This is a genomic window from Brucella sp. TWI432, from assembly GCF_039674445.1.
Lineage (GTDB): Bacteria > Pseudomonadota > Alphaproteobacteria > Rhizobiales > Rhizobiaceae > Brucella > Brucella chromiisoli.
The window spans coordinates 88,187-110,914 of the sequence record NZ_JBDJNL010000004.1 but is presented as its reverse complement, the minus strand read 5'-3'; the positions used below and the strand labels follow the sequence as shown (position 1 = coordinate 110,914).

Below are 22,728 nucleotides of genomic sequence, written 5' to 3'. Positions count from 1 at the left end.
GAGTAACGATTTTGATCGGAACTGTGTCCAAGCCTCTTCTGTCGGTTGAGGGTCTGAGTGTTGAATTCGGAGCTAGTCGTGTTGTTGATGATCTGAGTTTTTCGGTGTCGCCGGGGCGTACTCTGGCGGTTGTTGGAGAATCTGGCTCGGGTAAGTCGATCACCTCACTCTCGATCATGCGCCTTGCCGATATGAGCGGCGCAAAGTTTCCCAACGGGCGCATTTTGTTTAATGGTCCCGAAGGTGAACGCGATCTGCTGAAAGCTGATCAGAAAGCAATGCGCGGCATTCGCGGCAAAGACATTGCGATGATCTTTCAGGAGCCGATGACTTCGCTCAATCCGGTCTTCACCATCGGCAACCAGATTTCAGAAGTGCTGATGCTGCATGAAGGTATGTCAAAGAGTGCTGCTCTGGCTGAAGGCAAGCGTCTGCTGGAAATGGTGCGCCTGCCGGATGCAGAAGGACTTCTCAAGCGTTACCCACATCAGCTTTCCGGCGGTATGCGTCAGCGCGTGATGATCGCGATGGCCCTTGCGTGCCGCCCGAAGTTGCTTATCGCTGACGAACCGACCACTGCACTTGATGTGACCATTCAGGCCCAAATCCTTCATATTATTAAGGATTTGCAAAAAGCGCTCGAAATGGCGGTCATTTTCATCACGCATGATATGGGTGTGGTGGCTGAAATGGCGGATGATGTTGTCGTCATGTGGAAGGGCAAGAAGGTTGAAGAAGGCCCGGTCGGCCGTATCTTTGAAGCCCCTCAACACCCTTACACGCAGACTCTTTTGTCGGCTGTTCCCAAACTTGGCAGTATGACGGGCGAGACGTTTCCGAAGCGTATGCCTGTGATGATGATGCGCGATGGTGTGCCCGTGCTGTCAGGCGAAGAGCGCATTCAGGATACCGCACGTTATAGCGACAAGCCGCTTCTTGCTGTTGATGATCTTTATGTTCGCTTTCCGATCAAGAAAAACCTGTTCGGCAAAGTCACCCATGTCTGCAATGCGGTTTCGAAAGTCGCTTTTGACATTTATCCGGGTGAAACACTGGCACTTGTTGGGGAATCCGGCTCGGGCAAATCGACTTTAGGCCGGACGATCCAGCAGCTTCAATCACCGCTCTCCGGCGATATTCGTTTTAATGGCAAAGCCTATTCGCAGATGAGCGCGCAAGAGCGCTATGCGATGCGCCGCGAAGTGCAATATATTTTTCAGGATCCGTTCGCTTCGCTTGATCCGCGCAAGACTGTCGGCTTCTCCATCGCAGAACCGATCCGCACCCATGGCCTTCTTGATAACAACAAAGCGACCAATGCGCGGGTGGCAGAGTTACTGGAACGCGTCGGCCTCGGCCCGGAACATGCTTCGCGTTATCCGCATGAGTTTTCAGGCGGTCAGCGTCAGCGTATCTGTATTGCGCGTGCCCTTGCTTCAAAGCCGAAGCTGATCATTGCCGATGAAGCACTTTCTGCGCTTGATGTTTCCATTCAGGCGCAGGTGATCAATCTGTTTATGGATCTGCAAAAGGAACAGGGACTGGCCTATCTGTTCATCAGTCATGACATGGCAGTTGTTGAAAAGATGAGCCATCGCGTCGCTGTGCTTTATCTTGGGCAGATCATGGAGCTTGGCTCGCGCCGGCAGGTTTTTGAAACGCCGTCGCATCCTTATACGCAGCGTTTGTTGTCTGCCGTTCCCGTTGCCGATCCATCGGCGCGTACGGAGCGCGCAGCCCTTGAAGGTGAAATTCCGAGCACAACGCGCCGGATCGACGAAAAGCCGACGATCTATAATCACCGCGAGATTTCACCAGGCCATTTCGTTGCCGAAAGCGCCTGAACTCCTGCAACTTTTTCCATCGCATTATCCAACGCAAAACCGCTTCACGCTTTTGCTGGAAATGCTCCAACAAACCCAAAGGGGAAAATAATGATAAAGAAAGCACTGAAAGCCGCTCTTCTGGCTTCCGCTCTGTCGGCCGCCGTGATCGCATCGGCTCCGGCTTTCGCCGCAGGCAAGCTCACTGTTTCGTCGCCGCAAGATCCGGGTAGCTGGGATCCGATCGATACGTTTCTCGTCAACTGGGCTTCGGTTGCAACCAATATTTTTGACGGTCTGGTCTATCGTGGCCCTGATCTCAAAATCGTACCGGGCCTTGCGGCCTCTTGGGAAGAACTGGACGATGGCAAGCGGATCCGCTTCAACCTGCGTGAAGGTGTGACGTTTCACGATGGCGAGCCCTTCAACGCAGAAGCGGTGAAGTTCACTTTCGATCGCCTGCTTGGTGACGAAGGCGCAAAAGGTCCGCAGCGTTCCAATTATATGGCGATTGAAAAGGTAGAAGTCATTGACGACAAGACCGTCGATTTTCATCTCAAAGCGCCTGACCCGGTGCTGATCACCAAGCTTGCTGGCTATGGCGCAATGATCGTGCCGCCGAAATATATCGCCGAAAAGGGTGAGGACTATTTCAACACGCACCCAGTTGGTACTGGTCCGTTCAAGTTTGTATCCTATGAGCCTAAGGTAAACATTAAACTTGAGGCTTTTGCCGACCATTGGGGTGGAGCGCCGAAGCTATCGGAACTCGAATACCGCTTTATTACAGAGCCTTCGACTGCCGTTGCGGAACTTCAGGCCGGTCGCGTTGATCTCGTTATTCCGCCAACGATCCCAATCGGCATGATCCCGACGATTGAAGGCGATGAAAATCTGGAACTGGTTACAACCGCTGGTCCAACTGTCGATGCTCTGCGCTTTAACACGCGCGATGGTATCACAAAGGATGAGCGCGTTCGTAAAGCCTTGATTATGGCTGTTGATCGCGATGCAATCATCCAGTCTATCCTTGCTGGTCAGGCAGAGCCAATTGCCAGCTTCCAGGGCGCATTGTCTTTTGGTTACGATCCTGAACTCAAGCCACTGCCATACGACCCTGAACAGGCCAAGAAGCTTCTTGAAGAAGCAGGTGTCCAGCCCGGCGCAACGGTGCAGATTGACGTTCGTGGTAATGATGCGACCTTCAATGAAGTGACACAGGCTGTTGCAAGCTTCCTGCAAATGGTTGGCATCAATGCAACGATCAAGCCATATGACGTGAATGTGCTGCTGAATGACGTCATTCCACAGGGCAAGACCGGCGCTATGTTCCAGCAGAAATGGGGCGGCTGGACGTTTGATTACGATAACACGGCTTACGCGATGTATCATTCGGGTGAGAAGTGGAACCCGTACGAAAAGGACGAGCGGCTCGACAAGATGCTCGAAGCGCAACGCTCTGTTCTCGACCGCGGTGAGCGTGAAAAGATGTTGCAGGAAATCGCCAAATATGCGGCTGATAAGGCATATGAAATGCCGCTTTATAGCTCCAAGGCGATTTACGGCGTGAACAAGCGGGTCAAGAACTTTGTGCCGGCACCGGATAACCGTCTGCGCCTCACAGACGTAACTGTAGAATAGTCAAAATGTATACGGCAAGCCGGTTAACGGCTTGCCGCTTTATTTCGGAGGCGCTCTGGTGGCCGGATTTCTGATAAAACGAATTTTGCAGGCGTTGTTCGTGCTGATCGCAATGACGATGCTCGTCGCCTATGCAATCCGCTTGACGGGCGACCCTGCACTGATGCTGACGCAAGGTGCGGGCAGTGTCACAGAGGCTGATCTTGAGCGCATCCGAGAAGGGCTCGGTTTGAACCAACCGTTCCTCGTTCAGTACTGGCAATTCCTCAAAGGGCTGCTCACATTCGACTTCGGTCGTAGTTTCCTCGGCGGTACGCCGGTTTCTGTACTGGTTGGAAAAGCCTTGCCGGCAACGCTGATGCTCGCGTTCGCGTCGCTGTTTGTTTCCCTTGTGATTTCCATTCCACTCGGCATCAAGGCAGCTGTTTCGCGCGGTAAATGGGCAGACCAGCTTATCCGTGTTTGCTCGCTGGTTGGCCTGTCATTCCCGAATTTCTGGCTGGCGACAATGCTGGTTCTGCTTTTTGGTATTTCGCTGCAATGGCTGCCACCAAGTGGTATGAGCGGTATCTCAAGTTTCATTATGCCAGCAATGACCATGGGCATTATTTTGACGGCAACCAATGTCCGTCTGGTGCGCACTTCGATGCTCGAAACGTTGCAATCGCAATATATTATGGTGGCGCGCGCAAAGGGGCTGAGTGAAAACAAAGTGCTCTACAAGCACGCTCTTCGTAATTGCGCCATTCCGCTGATTACATTCATTGGTCTTCAGTTTGGTGGTCTTTTGGGCGGCATCGTGGTCATTGAAAAAGTGTTCAATTGGCCGGGCATGGGCACGCTTGCCTTTGATGCAGTTGGTGGCCGCGATTATCCGGTTCTTCAGGCAACGATTGCCATTCTTTCGATGATGATTATCGGCGTCAATCTTCTGGTAGACATTGCATATGGCCTTGTCGATCCGCGTATTCGGACGGAGTAGAGCAGTGGCTACACAAGCGGTTAAAAAGACCTCGAACCTTCGGCTTTCACGCTTCGCAAGCATGGAATTCATTGTTGGATTTCTGCTGACAGGCGGCATCTGTTTTGCCGTTATCTTCTCCGGTTATCTGTTCCCGGCTGGTGCGAACAAGGTGGATCTTCTGGCGCGTCTGACGCCGCCATTTGTGAATCCTGCGCATATTTTCGGAACCGATCCGCTCGGACGTGACGTGCTGGCACGCGTCATTATCGGCGGCAAAATTTCGTTGTTCGTTGGCTTTGTCTCTGTGATTGGTTCGGTGATCATCGGTACGATCATGGGGCTGGTTGCAGGCTATTATCGCGGCTTTTGGGACATGGCACTGATGCGGTTTGTTGATGTGCAGCTGGCAATGCCATTCATCCTGCTCGCAATCACCTTCATGGCTATTCTCGGTGGCGGGTTGGTCAACACAATCATCCTGCTGATCGTTTCACAATGTGTGCAATATGCGCGACTGGTGCGCGGCTCAGTTTTGTCGCTGCGTGAGCGCGAATTTATCCTCTCAGCGCGTTCCATCGGCGTTAAAGACTGGCGCATCATCTTCCAGCATCTGCTGCCAAACCTTATGGGGCCTGTTATCGTTTTGATGACGCTCAATGTCGCCAATAACATTCTGCTTGAATCAAGCCTGACGTTCCTCGGTTTTGGTATTGATTCAACCATTCCTAGCTGGGGTGGCATGCTGGCCGATGGCCGCACTTATCTTCAGACAGCATGGTGGGTGAGCCTGTTCCCCGGCCTCGCAATCCTCTTCACGGTGCTTGGCCTCAACCTTCTGGGCGACTGGCTGCGTGACAGTCTTGATCCAACCGGCAGGACTTCACGATGAGCGTAATTTTTGAAAAGACTTACCAGCGTTCAATTGATGTGTTGATCGAACGCTTTTCAAAGCCGGAAATGCGCGATGCAAGAGTGCAAGCCTGGCTGTTCGATGATCAGCCAAGCCGCTTTGCTGCGGAAACGAAATTGCGTGAGGCAGGCATTGAGGCGCGCCTGCGTTCGTCTTATAAGCCGCTTCTGCATTTCTTTCTGGAAGAGGTGGATGGGGCAACCCTTAAGGCTGCAACAATTCGCTATCCGCGCCATGACAATTGTGTCGAGAACCGCTTTTTGCTGGAAACATATCCGCTGTCAGCACTTCTTCCAGATGCAAAGATCAGTTTCAGCGCATCCGGTAAGGATGATTTCTTCTACGAAGTCGATCTGACATTTGCCGATAGCCGCAGCGAAACTCATCGCGTTTTCGCTCCCAATCGTGTGCATGAAGATTTTATCGGCGAGACGCTTGTTTCACCAACTGGCTGGCTGATCGTCGAACATGAAGGCAGCATTAAAAGCGCACGCTTCGAGACAGCCTATGAAAAGCTGTTTCACGATACGATTTCGACTATTGCGACCCATGACTGGGGCAGGGGCGAGCCTTATTTCGAAGAGCTGAGCATTTCTGTCAGCCTGCCGATTACTGATCGCCGTCTGCCCTATGATGAGGAAGCGCTGAGCCTCACCGAAGCTCTGCACGAGGATATTTATTTCTCACTGCTCGAAGTTTTTCAGAAAAAGTCCGGGCGCCCGGTCGGTGATCGTGGCTTGCAGCCGGGGCAAATCGTGCCGGAGGTGCGTTTTCGCGATGCAGACCCTTGTGTGAAAGTGGAAACACGTCCGCTTGCAACAACTGATGCGCTGACTGCCGAGCAGGTTCTGGAAAAGGCGCAGGCGCCGCTATCCGCCGATCAGATCCGCCGTGAAATTGCAAAGCTCGGTGGTTCGCCTTTTGAAGCAAAGACCCGCGCCGGACGCACCGTGCGCGCCACCTATGTATCGGGCCGCGAAACACCGATGATGATCAGTGCTGGTCAGCATGCCAATGAGACGACAGGCGTTGTCGGTGCCTTGCGGGCAGCAAATCGTCTTGCTGCACGTGATGGCGGACATTTTACCATCTCGCCGCAGGAAAACCCGGACGGATATGAAATTCATAAGCGTCTGTGCGTTTTGCAGCCGCACCATATGCATCATGCATCGCGCTACACGGCTTTGGGTGATGATCTCGAATATCGCACTGGCGATGGGCTTTATGAGAAAGCGATCCGCGTAGAGGCAGAGGCACTTACAGGTGCCAAGCTTCACGTCAATCTGCATGGCTATCCATCGCATGAATGGACACGCCCATTGTCAGGCTATGTTCCACGTTCCTTTGCCATGTGGACGCTGCCAAAGGGCTTTTTCCTGATTGTTCGTCATCATGCATCATGGGAAAAGCAAGCTGAACAGCTGATGGATCATGTGACCAGGCATCTAGGTGCCATTGATGGTCTTCTTGACTACAATGATGCGCAGATTAAGCTTTTCGAGCAACATGCTGGCGAAACGGGCTTCCGCATCATCAACGGTTTTCCATGTCTGGTTGGCGTCGATGATCGTCACACGGTTCCGCTGACGCTGATCACTGAGTATCCGGACGAAACCATCTATGGCGATGCCTTTGTCAAAGGCCACACGGCGCAGATGGAAACGGTTCTCTCGGCCTATGATGCTTTGCAGCTGCTTTTCCCGAGCAAGCTCGTTGCATAATCAGAGATAGTAGATGCCAATACGGTTGCCGCCGATCATCTCGACGGCAATCTCCATCTCGTAAATATCGCGCAGAATATCCTGCTGAATGAGTTCTTCCGGCGATCCTTGATGCACGACCTTGCCCTTGCGCATGGCAACGATATGGTCGGAATAACAGGATGCGAAATTGATGTCATGCAGCACAAGCACCACTGTCTTGCCCAGCTCGTCCGCTGCACGCCGTAATAATTTCATCATTGACGCTGAATGTTTCATGTCGAGATTGTTGAGTGGTTCATCCAAGAGAACGTAATCTGTATTCTGGCAAAGAACCATTGCCACGAATGCGCGCTGGCGCTGGCCGCCGGAAAGCTCATCCAGAAAACGCTCTCCAAATTCATCAAGCCCCAGATAGCTGATTGCCTGCTCAACATGGTCGAGATCTTCACGGGTTGGGCGTCCTTTTGAATGCGGATAACGCCCGAAAGTCACGAGATCCCGCACGGTAAGGCGTGAATTGATCGCATTTTCCTGTCGCAGAATGGAAAGCCGTTTCGCAAGAACTTCGCCGGGTGTCGTGGAAACATCGAGCCCATCAATCGCAACTCGGCCTTTATCCATGGGCAGCAAGCGGCTGACCATGGAGAGCAAAGTCGACTTTCCCGCGCCATTCGGTCCGATGATGGAGGTAATACCGCGTGCGGGTATTTGCAGTGTTACATTATCGACGACGATGGCATCGCTGTAGGATTTGCTGACCTGATTTATTTCAATCAACGTGCGTTCCCCCTGACGAGAAGGATAATAAAGACGAGTCCACCCAGAAATTCGATGATGACGCTCAGTGCGGTGTTGAACGAGAACACGCGTTCAAGAATGGTTTGACCGCCGACGATGCAAAGGATTGCGAACAATATTGCAATCGGCATTACGATACGGTGCTTGGATGATCCTGCAATCATATAAGCGAGATTTGCGACCAGCAGGCCAAAGAAAGTTATCGGGCCAACAAGCGCCGTTGATACCGATACGAGGACTGTGACAATCAGCAGAATACGATGCACCACGCGGCTGTAATCAACACCCAGATTGATTGCCGGATCACGGCCAAGCGCCAGAATATCGAACACATTGAGAAAGCGCAGACCGTAAAGCGTGACGACGGCCACGATGATCGCCGCGAGCAGAAGAATATCCGCATTGACGCTGTTGAAACTTGCAAAGAAACGGTCCTGCAGCACTGCAAATTCGTTGGGGTCAATCATGCGCTGCATAAGGTTTGACAGGCTGCGGAAGAAGACTCCAAACACAATTCCGACCAGCATGACGAGGTGCAGGCTGCGTGAAGCCTTGGAAAACAGCCACGAATAAAGTGTGCTTGCAAAAACCACCATGATTGCTGTTTCGGCGAAGAAGCGCACATTGGGGCCAAGACCGTTTACATGAATGGCACCAAAGGCGAAAACTGCAATTGTCTGGATCAAGATATATAGCGCATCAAATCCCATGATGGAGGGTGTGAGAATGCGGTTGTTGGTGACGGTTTGAAACAGCACGGTTGAGACAGCAATTGAATAGGCAACCAGCACCATGGCCGCAAGCTTTGTGCCGCGGAAGGTGAGGATGAAAGACCAGCTGCCTTTTGCACCAAGTGTCATGAAGGCAACACAGGATACAAGGGCAAGCAATGCCAGAAGCAGGGTGATAAAGCCGGAATGTTTAAGCAAGGCGTGATCCTCGGCGCAAAAGCAGATAGAGGAAGATTGCACTGCCAACGACGCCCATCATCGTGCCTATGGGAATTTCATAAGGAAAGCGGATCAGGCGCCCGACGATATCGCAGGCGAGGACAAGTCCTGCGCCAAGCACGGCCACCCATGGCACAGCACGGCGCATGTTATCGCCAATGAACATGCTCACCACATTCGGCACGATCAGACCCAGAAATGGGATCATGCCAACCGTCACGACCACACTGGCACTGACCAACGAAACAATGACGAGCCCGAGCGTTACGACACGGCGATAGTTGAGGCCAAGATTGGTCGTGAAATCCTCACCCATGCCAGCAACCGTGAAACGATCAGCGGCGATATAAGCAATGACGGTTAGGAAAAAAGAGAGCCATAGCAATTCGTAGCGTCCGCGCAGAACACCGGAGAAGTCGCCCGTCGTCCACGAATTAAGCGATTGCAGAAGATCAAAACGATAGGCGATGAAAGTCGTCACCGCACTGATAACACCGCCGAGCATGATGCCGACAAGCGGTACAACGAGAACCGAGCGCAGAGGTATACTGCGCAGGATACGCAGAAAAAGCGCTGTGCCTGCAAGGGCCGTGGCAGAAGCCACAAGCATTTTACCGAAAACCGGTGTGTCGGGGGCGAAAAGAATGACCAGCAGGATGCCGAGACTTGCCGATTCAACCGTACCGGCTGTTGAAGGTTCCACGAAACGATTGCGGGTCAGCATCTGCATAATCATGCCCGCAACAGCCATCGACATGCCTGCGAGAATGATCGCAAGCGTGCGCGGTATGCGGCTGATCAGCAGCACTTCTGCCGCGCGATCAGTGCTGTTGGCACCCAAAAGTGTGCTGAGTGATACATCACTGACGCCGATGAACAGGCTGACGAAGGCCAGTATGACGACAACAATTATGGCTGCGGCAAGTGCCTTCACAAGGAATTCCTGTATTTTTGCCTTGTCAGCCGGGCTTTCCCGACTGACTGGGTAAGACGTTAATGCTTATTTTGCTTTGTCAAAGGCTTCAGACAGTTGCTGGATCGTGCTGTGAAGCGCACCGAGGCCACCGCCAACGAGATACCAGTTTTGAGCATTGAGATAGACGACCTGATCGTTCTTCCAGGCATTGGTCTGACGCACGAGTTCGTTGTCGAGCAATTGCTTGGCGGAGGTGCCTTCACGACCAATGGCCGCATCGCGGTCAAGCACGAAAAGCCAATCCGGATTGGTTTCGAGAATAAATTCCGAGCTGACTGGCTGGCCGTGATTGCCCACAGAAAGATCGGGGGCTGCTGCTTCGATGCCGAAACTGTCATGCAGCATGCCAAACCGTGAGCCGGGACCATAGGCACTGATTTTGCCGCCGGAGGTCAGGATCATCAGGCCGTTGCCTTTGCCCTTGGTCTTTTCTTTCAGCGCAGCAAGTTCGCTGTTGAGCTTATCAACTTCCGCTTTGGCTTCCGTTTCCTTAGCGAAAACCTTGCCGAGCTTTTCGATATTGGCTTCGGTACCGGAAATAAATTCCTTAGCCGGGACGGTGAGGTCGATTGTTGGTGCGATCTTTGCAAGTTCGCCATATTTCGCAGCCGAGCGACCACCGACAATGATTAGGTCAGGCTCTGCGGCATTGACCGCTTCGTAATCGGGTTCGAACAATGTGCCGACTTTGGTGTAATCAGCGCTTTCATATTTTTTGAGGTATTCCGGGTAAGCAATGCCGGTCGGAACACCGATTATTTTGACGCCGAGGCGGTCAAGATTGTCGAGTGTCGCAAAATCAAAAACCACAACTTTTTCAGGATTGGTCGCAACCGTGGTTTCGCCCTGCGCATGTTTTAAGGCGATATCGGCGGCGTTTGCGCCGGAGGCAAGTGCTGTTGCAACAAGTGCTGCGCCGCATAGACGGGAAAAGTGTCGGCTGAATTTCAGCATAGCGTTCAATCCTTTCGTCAATCCTGTGCTTTATAGTCCGGTTTTATGTCAGTCAAAGCCGGAAGGTTATAATTCAGTTGTTTTGTGCGCTTGGACTCTCATTGAGCAGAATGAATTTCAAACTGTCTTCAACGGTGAGGGGAATCATTGAGCCGTGGCTTTCATTATCGAAACGACGATAAGCGGCTTCAAAATCGGGCAGTTGTTTCAACTCGGTTTGAATATCTGCGCCAGATGGCCCACTGCGCAACTTCTTCAGGCGCTTGATTTCTTCTTTTGTCCGGCCCGGACGTTCGCCGCGCTTGCCGGACGATTCAACGAGCAACCGCATCGGTTTTGGATTGGCTTTGAAAGCCTCCACGAACCGATCTTTATCGGCAAGAATGGAACGACCGTTCCACCATATCGAAGGGTCTGCGGCAGCATAAGACTGAAATGAATCTGCATGATTAAACAGCGCGTAAAGTGTGAAAAGCCCACCAAGCGAATGCCCAAACAGCGCTTGTCTGGTTGGATCGATAGGAAACCGGCTTTCAATTTCAGCCTTTACCTGATGATTGATGAAATCGAAGAATGCGTCGCGACCGCCTGTTTTTGGAATATTGGTCTGGACGGGGATGAGATCATCAGGCGTCGGAGGCGTGAGATCAAAATAGCGCAAGCGGACGATTTCGTCCTTGTCGTCAGTCGGATAGCCAATGCCGACAAATATGGCTTCGAGCTTCGGATTTTCTCCCATCAGCTTTGCTGCGATTGGCAGCATTCGATTGCCATCCGTCATATAGATGACAGGAAAACCTTCTGCAGGCGCTTTTTTAGCGGGTGCGGCAACAAAAATTCGATAGTCGATACCGTTGGCTTGCATGTCAAAGGCGCTGACTTGCGGTGTTTCTGCCTGCGCGATCGCGCTTACGAGGATGCTCCCAAGCATGAAGCAAACTTTCAGAATTGTTTTTTTCATTCCGCTCATACGAGCACCCATTCCATAAAAATGACGCCAGCCCAAAGAAGCTGGCGTCAAACTGAGCATCAGAATCGTGATGTCATGCCGAGCCAAAGACGACGGCCTTCAACGACATTGTTTGTTTCATCAACCGTGACCTTCTTGTCGAAGATGTTGTAGACGGCTGCGTTCAGCGTCACGTTCTCACTGAATTCATAGGACCCGCCGAGATCGAGGGTTGCATAGCCCTTGTACTTGCGAGCAATCACGTCGCCTCGTTGGTTATAGGCATAAGGCTCACCGACCGTGCCGATGCGCAAACCGGCATTGATTTCGTCACCATGATAATTACCTGCCGTCCATGCCGTTAAACCTTCGACGGGCGTTTCCCAGTCGGCGCGAATGCTGGCCATATGCTTTGGAGTACGAGCCAGCGGCAGTCCTGCATATTCACCGGTTTTTTGTTCGGAATGGGTATAGGTATAGTTTGCACGAAGTTTGATCGTGTCAGTTGCTTCCCAGTCCGCTGTGAGTTCCACGCCTTGAATCACAGCATCATCAATGTTGTAGCTGTAATAAAGCACATAGTTCGGATCCTGATCCCAACGCAGCGGCAGGCCGGTGTTCGGGTCATATTGGATATTGCTGGCGATCTTATCTTTAAAATCGGTATAGAAGTAGGTTGCGCCCAGACGCAGCCCCCGCTGGTCGTCCCAAAGTACACTTGCTTCATAGCTTGTGCTCTTTTCCGGCTGCAAATTCGGATCGCCGATGATGACGCCGCATGTGCCGTTTGGACCATACGTACAATTTCCGCCGCCAGTCGTGTAAGCGTAACCGGGTGCAATCGTGCGAATTTCCGGTGCGCGGAAGCCTGTTGAAATACCGCCTTTGATAGTGAGCTGCTCGGTGGCATGCCACACTGCATAGCCACGTGGGCTCCAATGGGAACCATAGATTTCATGATGGTCCATGCGCAGGCCGCCGGTTAAGGCAAATTCAGGTGTGATCCACCACTCATCTTCTGCAAAAAGTGCCCACTGCTTGATGGTGAACTGCTCATCAAGCCCGGTGCGCCGACCGGGATTCTGGTCCGTCAGCGTGCCTTCGATAAACTGACCGCCTGTCACCAGCGTATGGTTGCCATAAAGTTCGAACGGGGTTGTGAATTTTCCGTCCAGAACAGAGTTGCGAATGTGTGGCGACCGAAGGTTCTCTACGAACTCACTGCGAGTGTTGTTCCAGCTAAAATTTGTTCTTTCAGATGTTTCCTGAAGGAAGGAGAAGTCGGAGGTTGTAGGCCCCCATCGTCCGGTGTGGCTGATCGACCAATGATTACGATCATTCAGATTATAGGTATCGACGGGGGCCGTCCCTCTCGTCGGCACCGGGTCGATATTGTTTCCGACGCTTGAATCGCGACGCAGACGTGTCTTGCCGACCTCTAAAACAATGTCATGGTCGGCATTTGGCGTGATTGTCACACGACCGGTGATATCAATGTCCTTTTGCTCAGGCGTACCATTGATAATCTGGTCCTCCTGACGCTTCATACCGCGTCCCCAAAGCTGAACACCAACAAGGTTGGGCACAAGCGGGCCGGTCATGTAATAAGACCCCTGATAGGAGTTTCCATATTTGGAATGCTGCTGCATGGTCGTATCGACGCTTAGCGAACCACTCCATTTGTCCGCGACTTTCTTGGTGATAACGTTGATAACGCCACCCATAGCATCGGAGCCGTAAAGCGATGACATCGGACCACGAATAATTTCGATGCGGTCAATCGCATTGGCTGGCGGCAGGAAGCTTTGCTCAAAACCGGAATTGCCGTTGGTGCGGGCATCACGCGTGCTCTGGCGCTTTCCGTCTACGAGAATGAGCGTATAAGTGCCCGGAAGACCGCGGATAAAGATGTCACGTTCCGCAGCGGCGCCTGTTACGGCAACGCCTTGAACATCCCGCAATGCATCGCCAAGATCACGATAAGCGCCTTTTTCGAGTGCCTCGCCGGGCACGACAGAAATACTTGCTGGAGCATCGGTGATATTTTGCTCAAAGCCAGTTGCCGATATAACGATCTGGTTGAGTGTAATCCCACCCTCAGCACTCACTTGTTCGGAAGCTTGTTTCTTTTTTGCGGCTTCTTCTTCTGCCGTCATTGCCGTCTGTGCGAACGCTGCTCCGCTCAGAATAAACGCTGTTGAAAGGCAGGTGCCGGCGAGGATCGCTTTTGCCAAAAGCGACCTGCTGGCCAATTGCCTGTTCTGCGAACCAAAGGTGCGCAATCCCCGAAACAAGCTGGTCATTTTTCACCACCATTAAAGTTGAGTTTTCAGCTCTCCTTATGTATGGCAAGAAGGTGACGTCAATCGTCATGATTTATAACAGTTCCAAGTTTCAGAAAACGCAACTGAACGGATGAAGCAGCAATGACTGGCAAGCGTATGAAAACGCAGGCGGACGTAGAAAGTGAAAGCCTGAGGCTTGGCCAATTGCGGCTGTTGATAGCGCTTGATGCACTTCTTGTCGAAGGCAGCGTTGGTGGTGCAGCCAAACAAATGGGGTTAAGTACAGCTGCCATGAGCCGGTTGCTTGGTCAGATTCGAGAAAAATTCGACGACCCCATTTTTGTTCGGTCCGGTCGCAATATGATAGCGACACCCAAGGCAGAGGCGTTGCGCGGACGCTTGCGCCGTCTGGCCAATGAAACGGAAGCACTGATGAATTTTGACAGCGATAATGCTGTTGAAACCCATTGTAGGAGAAAACATGGCTGGGAGCGCACAAGCACGATTGTGGCACCGCCGCCGCTCGGTATTCGTAAGGTCGTGGAGCTGGAAAACCATCCGACTCCTGAACAACTTGCAGCACAATTTGCGAATATTCAGGACGAGAATGATCCGGCTCTGCGGCTGGCAAAATATATAGGCATTACCGGACGCAAGGCTGGTCACACCCGGCCTCTCGAAATGCATGAAGCCGAAGATGCGTTCACAACAATCTTTGCAGGGCAGGCGGATCCCATGCAAATCAGTGCCTTGCTGCGTCTTATTCATTATCGCGGTGAAACTGCGCCGGAACTTGCAGGCATGGCGCAGGCAGCGAAGAAATATTATTCAACAAAAGCCGGTCTCGGCAGACCTGCTCTTGATTGGCCTGCCTATCTCTCGCCAAACTCGCACCAGTCGCCATGGTTTATGCTGTCCGCAATCCTTGTGGCGCGTGCAGGTTATCCCGTTGTGCTGCATGGCAATTGCGGGATGGGAGAAATCTCGGGCAAGCTGGAGCTGGCGGCAGAGGCCATCAAAATACCGATTGCCGGTTCATTGTCGCTCGGCGAGGAAGCTCTGAACGCACATGGCATCTGCTTCATGCCTTTGGCGGGATTTGCCCCACAAGTGCATGCATTGCTCGCACTTTATCCGCTGTTTCACTCCAGATCGTCCATCAACAGCCTCGCGCATCTGCTCAATCCAATGCAGCTTTCGGCGTCATTTCTTGGTGTCACGCAGCCAGCCTATCGCGAATTGCACCGTGATGCGGCGGCGCTTTTGGATTGGCAATCGGTCTCGGCGGTTTCGACGAGCCGTGACGTGGCGGAACTGGTACCCTTCCACGCCCATACGATTTACAGATGGGTTGATGGGCAAAAGTCTGACATGACATTGCCAACGCTCTCAAAAGCGACGACAGACAAGCATGCAAGTCTGACGACGTTTGAATATTGGCTTGCCGTCTGGTCTGGGGCTGCGGTTGATGAACGCGCGGAACTGACGGTTATTGCCTCAGCCGCAATGGCCCTCATGACCGTGCTTGGGGCCGACAATGAAAGCTATGGCCAGTTTCACAAGAAAGCAGAAGAGCTCTGGCGCACACGCCACACTGTTATGTGAGGATTGATAAGATTGTGCTTCAAATAAAATGATCGCAGTCCGGTCATCTGATTCAAACTGATAGCAACGTGTTTCGATCGGTGGAGAAAGATATTCTATATATGGCTTTTTAGAGAAAATAATTCCTGCCTTTGCAGCAGATCAGCACGTTGTTGCGTTGTTAACGGCCAGTGTAAGCCGTAGATTTTGCGGGAATAATCGGGACTCAGCAGGCGATTGCTCAAGCTGGTATTCCAAGGAGATTTTCTATGACTGCTCATTCGCATCCGTTCAATCTGCCGCTGCTTGATATATCCCGCTATAATGGAACGCCGGAAGAACGCGCCAATTTTATCGATGAACTTCGCCGCACGCTCCATGATCATGGCTTTTTCTATCTTACCGGGCATGGCGTTGACCCTCAGCTGATCGCGGATGTTATTGCGACAGCCAAGCGTTTCTTTGCGCTGCCAAGCGAAGAAAAGCTTAAAATTGAGATGATCAAAACATCGAATTTCCGTGGCTATAATCGTGCGGGCCTGGAACGCACGCGCGGAGAACAGGACTGGCGCGAACAGCTCGACATCAATACCGAGTTGGAGCCTGTCGACATTGGTCCTGACAGCCCGGCATGGAAGCGTTTGATCGGGCCAAATCAGTGGCCAGAGGCGTTGCCTGAGCTGAAGCCACTCTTGCTTGCTTATCAGGCGGAAGTGACGCGTGTTGGCATTGATGTACTCAAAGCCATTGCGCAGGCTCTCGGGCAGAGCGAAGATTTCTTCGCGCAAATCTATGAACCGCATCCCTCGCAGCTTTTGAAGATCATTCGCTATCCGGGGCGCGATGTGGCTGAAAGCGAACAGGGCGTTGGCGCACACAAGGACGGTGGCTTCGTGACCGTTCTGCTTCAGGATGTTGTTCCGGGTCTGCGCGTGCAGCGTGAAGACGGCGTCTGGATTGATGCGCCACCTGTGCCGGGCACGTTTGTCATCAATACGGGTGAACTCCTCGAATTGGCAACCAATGGGTTTGTACGCGCTGATGTGCATGGCGTTGTTGCGCCGCCTGCAGGCACTGAACGCTTTTCCGTCGCGTTCTTCCTTGGTGCACGTTATGATGCCACAATCCCTGTTATTGATTTGCCGGAAGACTTGAAGACAAAAGAGCGCGGCGTAAGCGTTGATCCGCTCAATACGCTTTTCCGCGAAGTGGGGCAGAACAATTTGAAGAGCCGCCTGCGTTCACATCCAGACGTTGCCCGCGCCCATCATCAAGATCTGCTGGACTCCCCGGAATTCGCCAGTCTCAAGCTGGGGGCTGCATATTAGAGTAGTGCTTTTGAAAGCGGGGATGCGTTCTGGGAAAAGCAGAGAAGTGAACCCGTTCCTTGCCGGCCGAATGCTCAAGTCGCTTTGGTCCATCAAGGAACAGGTTCGGGGGTACATATATATCATCCGCCCATTACGCCATTTATTATAGCTGGCAGGAATCACAGATAAATAAAGCGCCGGAGACCCGGCGCTTTTATTTTATTTTGTGGGTGTATTTCAGCCGCTGATCAGCTTCACTTCCATGAAGTCTTCCAGACCCCATTTGCCGCCTTCGCGTCCATTGCCTGATTGTTTGTATCCGCCGAACGGACTTCCGGCAACGCGCGATGTGCCGTTGATCTGAACCATGCCAGCGCGCAGCTTTCGCGCAACGCGCTTTGCCCGATCCGCATTGCCGGTCTGAACATAAGCCGCAAGACCATAAGGCGTATCATTGGCAATCGCGATGGCGTCTTCTTCCGTGTCGAAAGGAATCATCGCCAAAACCGGGCCAAAGATTTCTTCGCGCGCAATGCTCATATCATTGTTCACATCTGCAAAGATTGTTGGCTTGACGAAATCGCCTTCAGAAATACCGTCCGGACGGCCTGTCCCACCGGCAACCAGACGCGCACCTTCATCAATGCCCTTCTGGATCATTGTTTGAACCTTTTCAAACTGAACAAATGAGGAGAGGGGGCCGATATGTTCGCCTTCCTTTGCCGGATCATCGACCTTGGTATTTTCGGCTGCTTTTTTCGCAAACTCGACTGCCTTTTCGTAGACCGAACGCTCAACCAGCATACGCGTTGGCGCATTGCAGGATTGGCCTGTATTCTCAAAGCAATGGTTTACACCGCGTTTGATGGCCTGTTCGAGATCGCTATCCGCAAACACGATATTAGGCGACTTGCCACCAAGTTCCAGCGAAACACGCTTCACCGTCGCAGCCGCTGCACGCGAAACAGCCGTACCCGCACGCGTTGAGCCAGTGAAAGACATCATGTCGATATTCGGATGCTGCGACATTGCTTCACCCACGATCGGACCTTCCCCATTCACAAGATTGAATACGCCTTTTGGCAGCCCGGCCTCATCGATAAATTCGGCAAAGAGCATGGCCGACATGGGAGCGATCTCGGATGGCTTGAGGATAACCGTGCAGCCCACGGCAAGAGCCGGGATAACCTTGAGTGAAATCTGGTTCATCGGCCAGTTCCATGGGGTAATCAGGCCACAAACGCCAATCGGTTCATGTACGATTGTCTGATTGGGATGCTTGGGCGAAAGAATTTCCTCGAATTCAAAATTCTCGAATGCAGCGATAAAAGCCTTTGTATGCGACAGTCCCGCAGCGGCTTGAGACTCGCGCGCAAGTTTGATCGGCGCGCCCATTTCCTTGGAAATCGCCTGTGCCATTTCCTCAAGGCGGCGTTCATAAACATCCACAATACGGCGCAGATAACCAATGCGTTCTTCAGCGGGCGTTTCGCTCCATAGTGGAAACGCTTTGCGTGCAGCAGCGACAGCAAGATCAATATCCGCAGCCGAACCCGCAGAAATAACCGCATAAGGTTTTTCAGTTGCCGGATTGATGACCTCAATTGTTTTTGCCTCCAACGGAGCCTGCCACGCGCCGTCGATATAAAAATCCGTTTTCTGATCCAGATTTTTCTGAAGCATGATGAAGTCCTCCATGGGTGCTGATTTGATTTTAAGGGACGCCATTTCGCCCATTCCCGACGACGCATTATGCGCATTCATTTCGTATTCTAAACGATGCACCTTTCCCAAATACGACTTCGCTTTTGGGTCGCATTTTTCGCTTTGCGGAAACTACCTTCCATTCATGACGAGGTCAAAACAGAAGAAAGAATGGAACAATCAAATTTTCTTATTCATTATCGTAGGCTCCGAATTCGATGCCGAGCGTTTCCAGACCTTCTTCGATGTAGTCACCTAAAAGAGGAATGCCGAGCAGGTATTTCGCTTCACGTCCATTGTGACGATCTCCGGCTGTCGAGAGGGCTTCTTCCCATTCCGCAGCGCTGAAATCACCACGACCAACCCAGACCAGCGCCAGCAATTCGATGCGTTCATCTTCATTTAGCGATTGGATGGCCGCAATCAGTTCCTTTCGGGTCGGGTTGTCGACGGAGGAATCCAGAATGTCGACATCACCATCATCTGCTGCATTGGAGCCGGAAGATTCGTCCACCGCAGGCACTTGAACGTCATACTCCCGTGCTTTGGAGATGATGAATTCGATATTTTCAATATTATTGACCAGTTCGACCATGATTTGCCTCCGTTGTTCGCAGTTATTGCTTGTCGAGCGCTGCACGATGGGTCTGCTTCTGGATTGTGCTCTAAATCGAGAAGAATGGCAAAACCCAGTCGGCTATCAATTTAATCGACAGACCGAAAAGTGTGATCTGTACCAGCAGAAAAAACGGGCCATCCGGCATGACACGCGTAAGCTTTGCACCAATAAAGGTCCCGATGATTGCTGCTGGTAACAACCACAGGCCCAGCGACCAATCGAGATTGGAGAATTGCTGCAACTGCCAGTAAGGGATCAGCTTAACAGCATTAACGATGGCAAAGAGAATGGTCGATGTGCCTGCGAAAACCAGCTTTTCGAGATGTTGAGGAAGTACATACATCTGAAATGGCGGCGCACCTGAATGGGACACAAAGCTGGTAAGTCCGGTCAAAATTCCCCAGAAAGTGCCTCCCGGAATATCGGCCTTGCGCGCCTTACGGCGATATTTCGCGCCCATCCAGACATTGAAGCAGAAGAACAGGCCCACTAAGCCCACAAGCATGCCGATGAAAGTGCTTGAAAGATGTGAACTGAACAGCCAGCCCAATCCGACGCCAACAATGGCTGCGGGTGTGAGAATAGCGAGATTGCGCGCTGAAAAATGGTGCCGGTAAAGATAGAGGCCGAACATGTCACTTACGACATAGATCGGCAATAAGAGGGCTGCGGCTGTCACAGGCGAAATAACCAATGCCATCAATGGCACTGATAATGTGCCGACAGATGGCAGTCCGCCTTTCGATAATCCCACCAGAAAGGCCGCAATAACGGCGACTGTCATAAACAAAGGCGTATGTTCAAGCATTCAGACAGCCACCATTATATAATTTTGGCAAGAGACTCTCGCTCAGCTGTATCAGTTATTTACCCGTTTCCAATAGCGCGGCTGCCCAAAATGTGCGACCTGCCTTTGAAGAATTGCGGTCTATTTATCTTCGGCCAAAGCCGAGGACGGGTCAGATGTTGCCACGGCTGCCGGACCTTCAATTCCGCGCTGGCGTTCACGGACGAAAGTAAACAGGCCGGAGATGGTGATCAAAACGATGCCGATGAGCATTGGCAGATCGATGCGATCATGAAAGATAAAATAGCCAAATAAAATGGCCCAGAGCATCTGGCTATATTGCGGAGATGCAATGGCGCTGGCTGGCGCACGTTGTGCGGCAAGCATCAAAAGAATATTGGCGAATGCTGCCAGCAGGCCATAACCTGCCAGATAGGTCCATTGAATGGCGGATGGCGTCTGATAGCTCGGGATCATAAGCGCGCCGCAGATAAGGATCGGCCCGACCAGACCGGCGGTGTAAAGCGAGATGCGCTTTTCCTTTTTTCCCATAGCGCGAAAAATAACGATGCTGAACGCACCGCCGAGGCCTCCGCCAAGCGCACCAAGATGACCGATCGATAATTCGCGGAATCCCGGACGCAGAACCACCAAAACGCCGATAAAGCCGATGATAACTGCCAGCCAGCGGCGCCAGCCTACCTGTTCTTTGAGAAAAATCACGGAAAGGATTGTAACGAAAGCAGGCAGCAGAAAGATGAGTGCAAATGCCTCTGCCATGGAAAGATGGGTAAAGGCGACTACACTGCCAATCACCCCCATCGCGGCGGTCAGTGTTCGCAACAGCCAAAGCTTGAGATTGGTTGTCCTGAACATGTCCAGCCATTCGTCGCCGGGCTTTTTGGTAAAGGGAATGGCAAGTATACCCAGAACGGCACCATAGAAGGCAACTTCATAAGGGGAGAGTGTGCCGTCCAAAAACTTGACGCAGGCATCGCTTACAGCGAATGCGGCATAGGAAGCGAATGCGAGGAAAATACCGTAAAGCATTGTGATGTCCGAATATGGGCCAAGGATAGTTTCCTCCGCGGATCGGATTAATCGATTAAAGCCGATTTAGCAAAAGGCAATTTTGTGGAATTTCGAAAAACTGACCTAAAGTTTATCGCGCTTGATCGCGCAGATGGCACTCGCTCTAAACTGCTTTAATTACCGTCGGTTTGCAAACGTTCAATGAACCCATTTTGCTGCGCATGCTTTCGCTGTGCAGCCTATGGTGCAGGGGATAGCTGCCTTTTTAAGGCAGCGAGCTCCACCGAAAATGCATGCCTCATTTGCAATCATATCCGTGGTGGAATTTTGTGCAAAAGACTATTTATGAGGCATCCAACGAGGAGAGAAGAAATGAACATTCGTCAGAAATTCCAGCAGTATGTTTCCCGCCGTCGTGCAATGCGTGAACTTGGTGCGATGGACGATCATCTTCTTGCCGACATCGGCGTATCGCGTTCGCAGATTCAGAGCGCAGTGTTCGGTAAGTAATCACTGATGGTGCGGCTCACAATCGATCGCCCCGAAAGTGAAATTCAATCAATATAACAAAGCGTCGGTCCTCCAGTCCCGGCGCTTTTGTTTTTAAAAATGGCTTATTATAGATCATTCCATTAAAGCATTTTGATATCGCGCGTTGATTGCGTTTCTGTTCCAGAGTCAATTTTTTCTTTTTGAGACAAAACACCCATTAAATTGGGACGTTCTTCTCTTGCTTATGTATGCAGCTCTTGTAACCTGTATTTGTGTGGGGGCCAGCGATGAAGCTACGCTTCTTTATAGATGTAAAGATAGTTTAGCATCGAAAATCATCACTGCTGATTAGATAGAAGCTTTCATTCCGTAATTGTATACTGTCCCATACGTAAGGCATTATCGTAATTGGAATGTATTGCGGGCTCTAGCCCAAAACGGAATATTAAATATTAAGGCTTGCACATCGGGTAGCCACACGCTTATGTGGCTACCCGATGTTGTGTAAGGCCTTCCTATGATCAATCTCATTCTCAATGGAATAATAATCGGCATCGGTGCGACGATTGTCATGGATGTCTGGGCGCTTGCGCTTGCGCAGTTTCCCGGTCAGTCGCGCCCGAATTGGGGTCTTGTTGGCCGCTGGTTCTGGCATTTGTGCGACGGGCAGATATTTCACGATGACATTGCTGCATCCCGGCCCTATGCGCATGAGGTCGCTTTGGGCTGGATTGGTCATTATGCCGTTGGTATTCTTTATGGCGTTATTTTTGCGCTTTATGCCGGCAGTGTATGGTTCGCGAATCCAGCATTTCTTCCGGCATGGATATTCGGTCTCCTGACAGTGGCTGCAGGCTGGTTTTTGTTACAGCCGGGCTTGGGAATCGGCTGGGCAGCATCGCGATTGCCCAATGCGCGCACGGTGAGAGTGCTGAATCTGGTTGCGCATACATTCTTTGCGCTTGGCATGTATGGCACCGCAATTTTGCTAAAAATATTATGATAAACAATTAGATAGTCTTAGAAGTGCGACGTTGGGTATCTGTCATTTTTGAAGCTCTTTCAAAAAATAAAGCCTGAATGGACGGCTGGCGCAGCGCAAAATCTCGGTCCAAACTAAATCACGTTAATAAACAGGCATTCTTGCGGCAGAACTGTGTTTTTGATCGTATTGGGTGTATGGGGAACAAATCCGCTTGCTGTTATGTGGCTGCGGTTAACAAATACGGCATTCGCAATAGATTGCA

At 51.6% G+C, this 22,728-nt stretch carries 19 protein-coding genes; 9 read left to right on the top strand and 10 right to left on the bottom strand.

The window, feature by feature from the left end; genetic code table 11:
• Positions 1–23 precede the first annotated feature (23 nt).
• The 5 genes from ABE527_RS09225 (at position 24) to ABE527_RS09205 (ending at position 7,059) form a co-directional block, all read left to right on the top strand.
• Positions 24–1,844, top strand: coding sequence for an ABC transporter ATP-binding protein (locus ABE527_RS09225; RefSeq protein ID WP_499696730.1), 1,821 nt, complete (start codon positions 24–26; stop codon positions 1,842–1,844).
• A gap of 90 nt (positions 1,845–1,934) precedes the next feature.
• Complete coding sequence (locus ABE527_RS09220) at positions 1,935–3,464, top strand: ABC transporter substrate-binding protein (protein ID WP_499694301.1); 1,530 nt, start codon at positions 1,935–1,937, stop codon at positions 3,462–3,464.
• Between the two features lie 58 nt (positions 3,465–3,522).
• Positions 3,523–4,446, top strand: a complete 924-nt coding sequence (locus ABE527_RS09215; RefSeq protein WP_265984049.1) for an ABC transporter permease — start codon at positions 3,523–3,525, stop codon at positions 4,444–4,446.
• Between the two features lie 61 nt (positions 4,447–4,507).
• Positions 4,508–5,317, top strand: a complete 810-nt coding sequence (locus ABE527_RS09210; protein WP_499694359.1) for an ABC transporter permease — start codon at positions 4,508–4,510, stop codon at positions 5,315–5,317.
• A complete protein-coding gene (locus ABE527_RS09205; RefSeq protein WP_499696729.1) occupies positions 5,314–7,059 on the top strand; it encodes a peptidase M14 in 1,746 nt (581 codons plus the stop codon). The genes ABE527_RS09210 and ABE527_RS09205 overlap by 4 nt, the downstream gene beginning before the upstream one ends.
• Here the strand turns inward: ABE527_RS09205 and ABE527_RS09200 are convergent, their stop codons facing one another.
• The 6 genes from ABE527_RS09200 to ABE527_RS09175 form a co-directional block, all read right to left on the bottom strand.
• A complete protein-coding gene (locus ABE527_RS09200; protein ID WP_499696728.1) occupies positions 7,060–7,818 on the bottom strand; it encodes an iron ABC transporter ATP-binding protein in 759 nt (252 codons plus the stop codon).
• Positions 7,815–8,768, bottom strand: a complete 954-nt coding sequence (locus tag ABE527_RS09195) for an iron chelate uptake ABC transporter family permease subunit (protein ID WP_499696727.1) — start codon at positions 8,766–8,768, stop codon at positions 7,815–7,817. The genes ABE527_RS09200 and ABE527_RS09195 overlap by 4 nt, the downstream gene beginning before the upstream one ends.
• On the bottom strand, positions 8,761–9,723 hold the full coding sequence (locus ABE527_RS09190; RefSeq protein WP_499696726.1) for an ABC transporter permease: 963 nt from the start codon (positions 9,721–9,723) through the stop codon (positions 8,761–8,763). The genes ABE527_RS09195 and ABE527_RS09190 overlap by 8 nt, the downstream gene beginning before the upstream one ends.
• Before the next feature lie 66 nt (positions 9,724–9,789).
• Entirely contained in the window at positions 9,790–10,719 is a 930-nt protein-coding gene (locus tag ABE527_RS09185; RefSeq protein WP_499696725.1) for a siderophore ABC transporter substrate-binding protein, read from the bottom strand.
• A 73-nt stretch (positions 10,720–10,792) separates the two neighbouring features.
• A complete protein-coding gene (locus ABE527_RS09180) occupies positions 10,793–11,680 on the bottom strand; it encodes an alpha/beta hydrolase (protein WP_499696724.1) in 888 nt (295 codons plus the stop codon).
• 68 nt (positions 11,681–11,748) lie between these two features.
• The gene (locus tag ABE527_RS09175) at positions 11,749–13,971 is read right to left on the bottom strand and encodes a TonB-dependent receptor domain-containing protein (protein ID WP_499696723.1); all 2,223 of its coding nucleotides are present in this window, start codon (positions 13,969–13,971) and stop codon (positions 11,749–11,751) included.
• A 123-nt stretch (positions 13,972–14,094) separates the two neighbouring features.
• On the opposite strand from ABE527_RS09175, the gene ABE527_RS09170 reads away from it, so the two are divergent.
• Both ABE527_RS09170 and ABE527_RS09165 read left to right on the top strand, forming a co-directional pair.
• The gene (locus ABE527_RS09170; protein WP_499696722.1) at positions 14,095–15,558 is read left to right on the top strand and encodes a glycosyl transferase family protein; all 1,464 of its coding nucleotides are present in this window, start codon (positions 14,095–14,097) and stop codon (positions 15,556–15,558) included.
• 248 nt (positions 15,559–15,806) lie between these two features.
• On the top strand, positions 15,807–16,865 hold the full coding sequence (locus ABE527_RS09165; protein ID WP_265984066.1) for an isopenicillin N synthase family dioxygenase: 1,059 nt from the start codon (positions 15,807–15,809) through the stop codon (positions 16,863–16,865).
• 219 nt (positions 16,866–17,084) lie between these two features.
• Here the strand turns inward: ABE527_RS09165 and ABE527_RS09160 are convergent, their stop codons facing one another.
• The 4 genes from ABE527_RS09160 to ABE527_RS09145 form a co-directional block, all read right to left on the bottom strand.
• Entirely contained in the window at positions 17,085–18,530 is a 1,446-nt protein-coding gene (locus ABE527_RS09160; RefSeq protein WP_499696721.1) for an aldehyde dehydrogenase family protein, read from the bottom strand.
• 211 nt (positions 18,531–18,741) lie between these two features.
• Entirely contained in the window at positions 18,742–19,146 is a 405-nt protein-coding gene (locus ABE527_RS09155; protein WP_265984069.1) for a DUF3775 domain-containing protein, read from the bottom strand.
• A gap of 70 nt (positions 19,147–19,216) precedes the next feature.
• Positions 19,217–19,978 carry a sulfite exporter TauE/SafE family protein gene (locus ABE527_RS09150; protein ID WP_265984071.1) on the bottom strand — a complete coding sequence of 254 codons (762 nt, stop codon included), beginning with the start codon at positions 19,976–19,978 and terminating at the stop codon, positions 19,217–19,219.
• A 120-nt stretch (positions 19,979–20,098) separates the two neighbouring features.
• On the bottom strand, positions 20,099–21,007 hold the full coding sequence (locus ABE527_RS09145) for a DMT family transporter (protein ID WP_265984072.1): 909 nt from the start codon (positions 21,005–21,007) through the stop codon (positions 20,099–20,101).
• 354 nt (positions 21,008–21,361) lie between these two features.
• On the opposite strand from ABE527_RS09145, the gene ABE527_RS09140 reads away from it, so the two are divergent.
• Positions 21,362–21,499: a DUF1127 domain-containing protein gene (locus ABE527_RS09140; RefSeq protein WP_084486677.1), complete on the top strand. Its 138-nt coding sequence runs from the start codon at positions 21,362–21,364 to the stop codon at positions 21,497–21,499.
• A 499-nt stretch (positions 21,500–21,998) separates the two neighbouring features.
• Positions 21,999–22,484 (top strand): DUF2938 domain-containing protein, encoded by a 486-nt coding sequence (locus ABE527_RS09135; protein WP_499696720.1) that lies wholly within the window; start codon positions 21,999–22,001, stop codon positions 22,482–22,484.
• Positions 22,485–22,728 lie beyond the last annotated feature (244 nt).

Coding starts and splice junctions, on each gene's coding strand:
- ABE527_RS09205 (WP_499696729.1), top strand. CDS start 5,314: ATGAGCGTAATTTTTGAAAAGACTTACCAGCGTTCAATTGATGTGTTG.
- ABE527_RS09185 (WP_499696725.1), bottom strand. CDS start 10,719: ATGCTGAAATTCAGCCGACACTTTTCCCGTCTATGCGGCGCAGCACTT.
- ABE527_RS09220 (WP_499694301.1), top strand. CDS start 1,935: ATGATAAAGAAAGCACTGAAAGCCGCTCTTCTGGCTTCCGCTCTGTCG.
- ABE527_RS09135 (WP_499696720.1), top strand. CDS start 21,999: ATGATCAATCTCATTCTCAATGGAATAATAATCGGCATCGGTGCGACG.
- ABE527_RS09180 (WP_499696724.1), bottom strand. CDS start 11,680: ATGAAAAAAACAATTCTGAAAGTTTGCTTCATGCTTGGGAGCATCCTC.
- ABE527_RS09160 (WP_499696721.1), bottom strand. CDS start 18,530: ATGCTTCAGAAAAATCTGGATCAGAAAACGGATTTTTATATCGACGGC.
- ABE527_RS09150 (WP_265984071.1), bottom strand. CDS start 19,978: ATGCTTGAACATACGCCTTTGTTTATGACAGTCGCCGTTATTGCGGCC.
- ABE527_RS09140 (WP_084486677.1), top strand. CDS start 21,362: ATGAACATTCGTCAGAAATTCCAGCAGTATGTTTCCCGCCGTCGTGCA.
- ABE527_RS09210 (WP_499694359.1), top strand. CDS start 4,508: ATGGAATTCATTGTTGGATTTCTGCTGACAGGCGGCATCTGTTTTGCC.
- ABE527_RS09165 (WP_265984066.1), top strand. CDS start 15,807: ATGACTGCTCATTCGCATCCGTTCAATCTGCCGCTGCTTGATATATCC.
- ABE527_RS09145 (WP_265984072.1), bottom strand. CDS start 21,007: ATGCTTTACGGTATTTTCCTCGCATTCGCTTCCTATGCCGCATTCGCT.
- ABE527_RS09155 (WP_265984069.1), bottom strand. CDS start 19,146: ATGGTCGAACTGGTCAATAATATTGAAAATATCGAATTCATCATCTCC.
- ABE527_RS09170 (WP_499696722.1), top strand. CDS start 14,095: ATGACTGGCAAGCGTATGAAAACGCAGGCGGACGTAGAAAGTGAAAGC.
- ABE527_RS09175 (WP_499696723.1), bottom strand. CDS start 13,971: ATGACCAGCTTGTTTCGGGGATTGCGCACCTTTGGTTCGCAGAACAGG.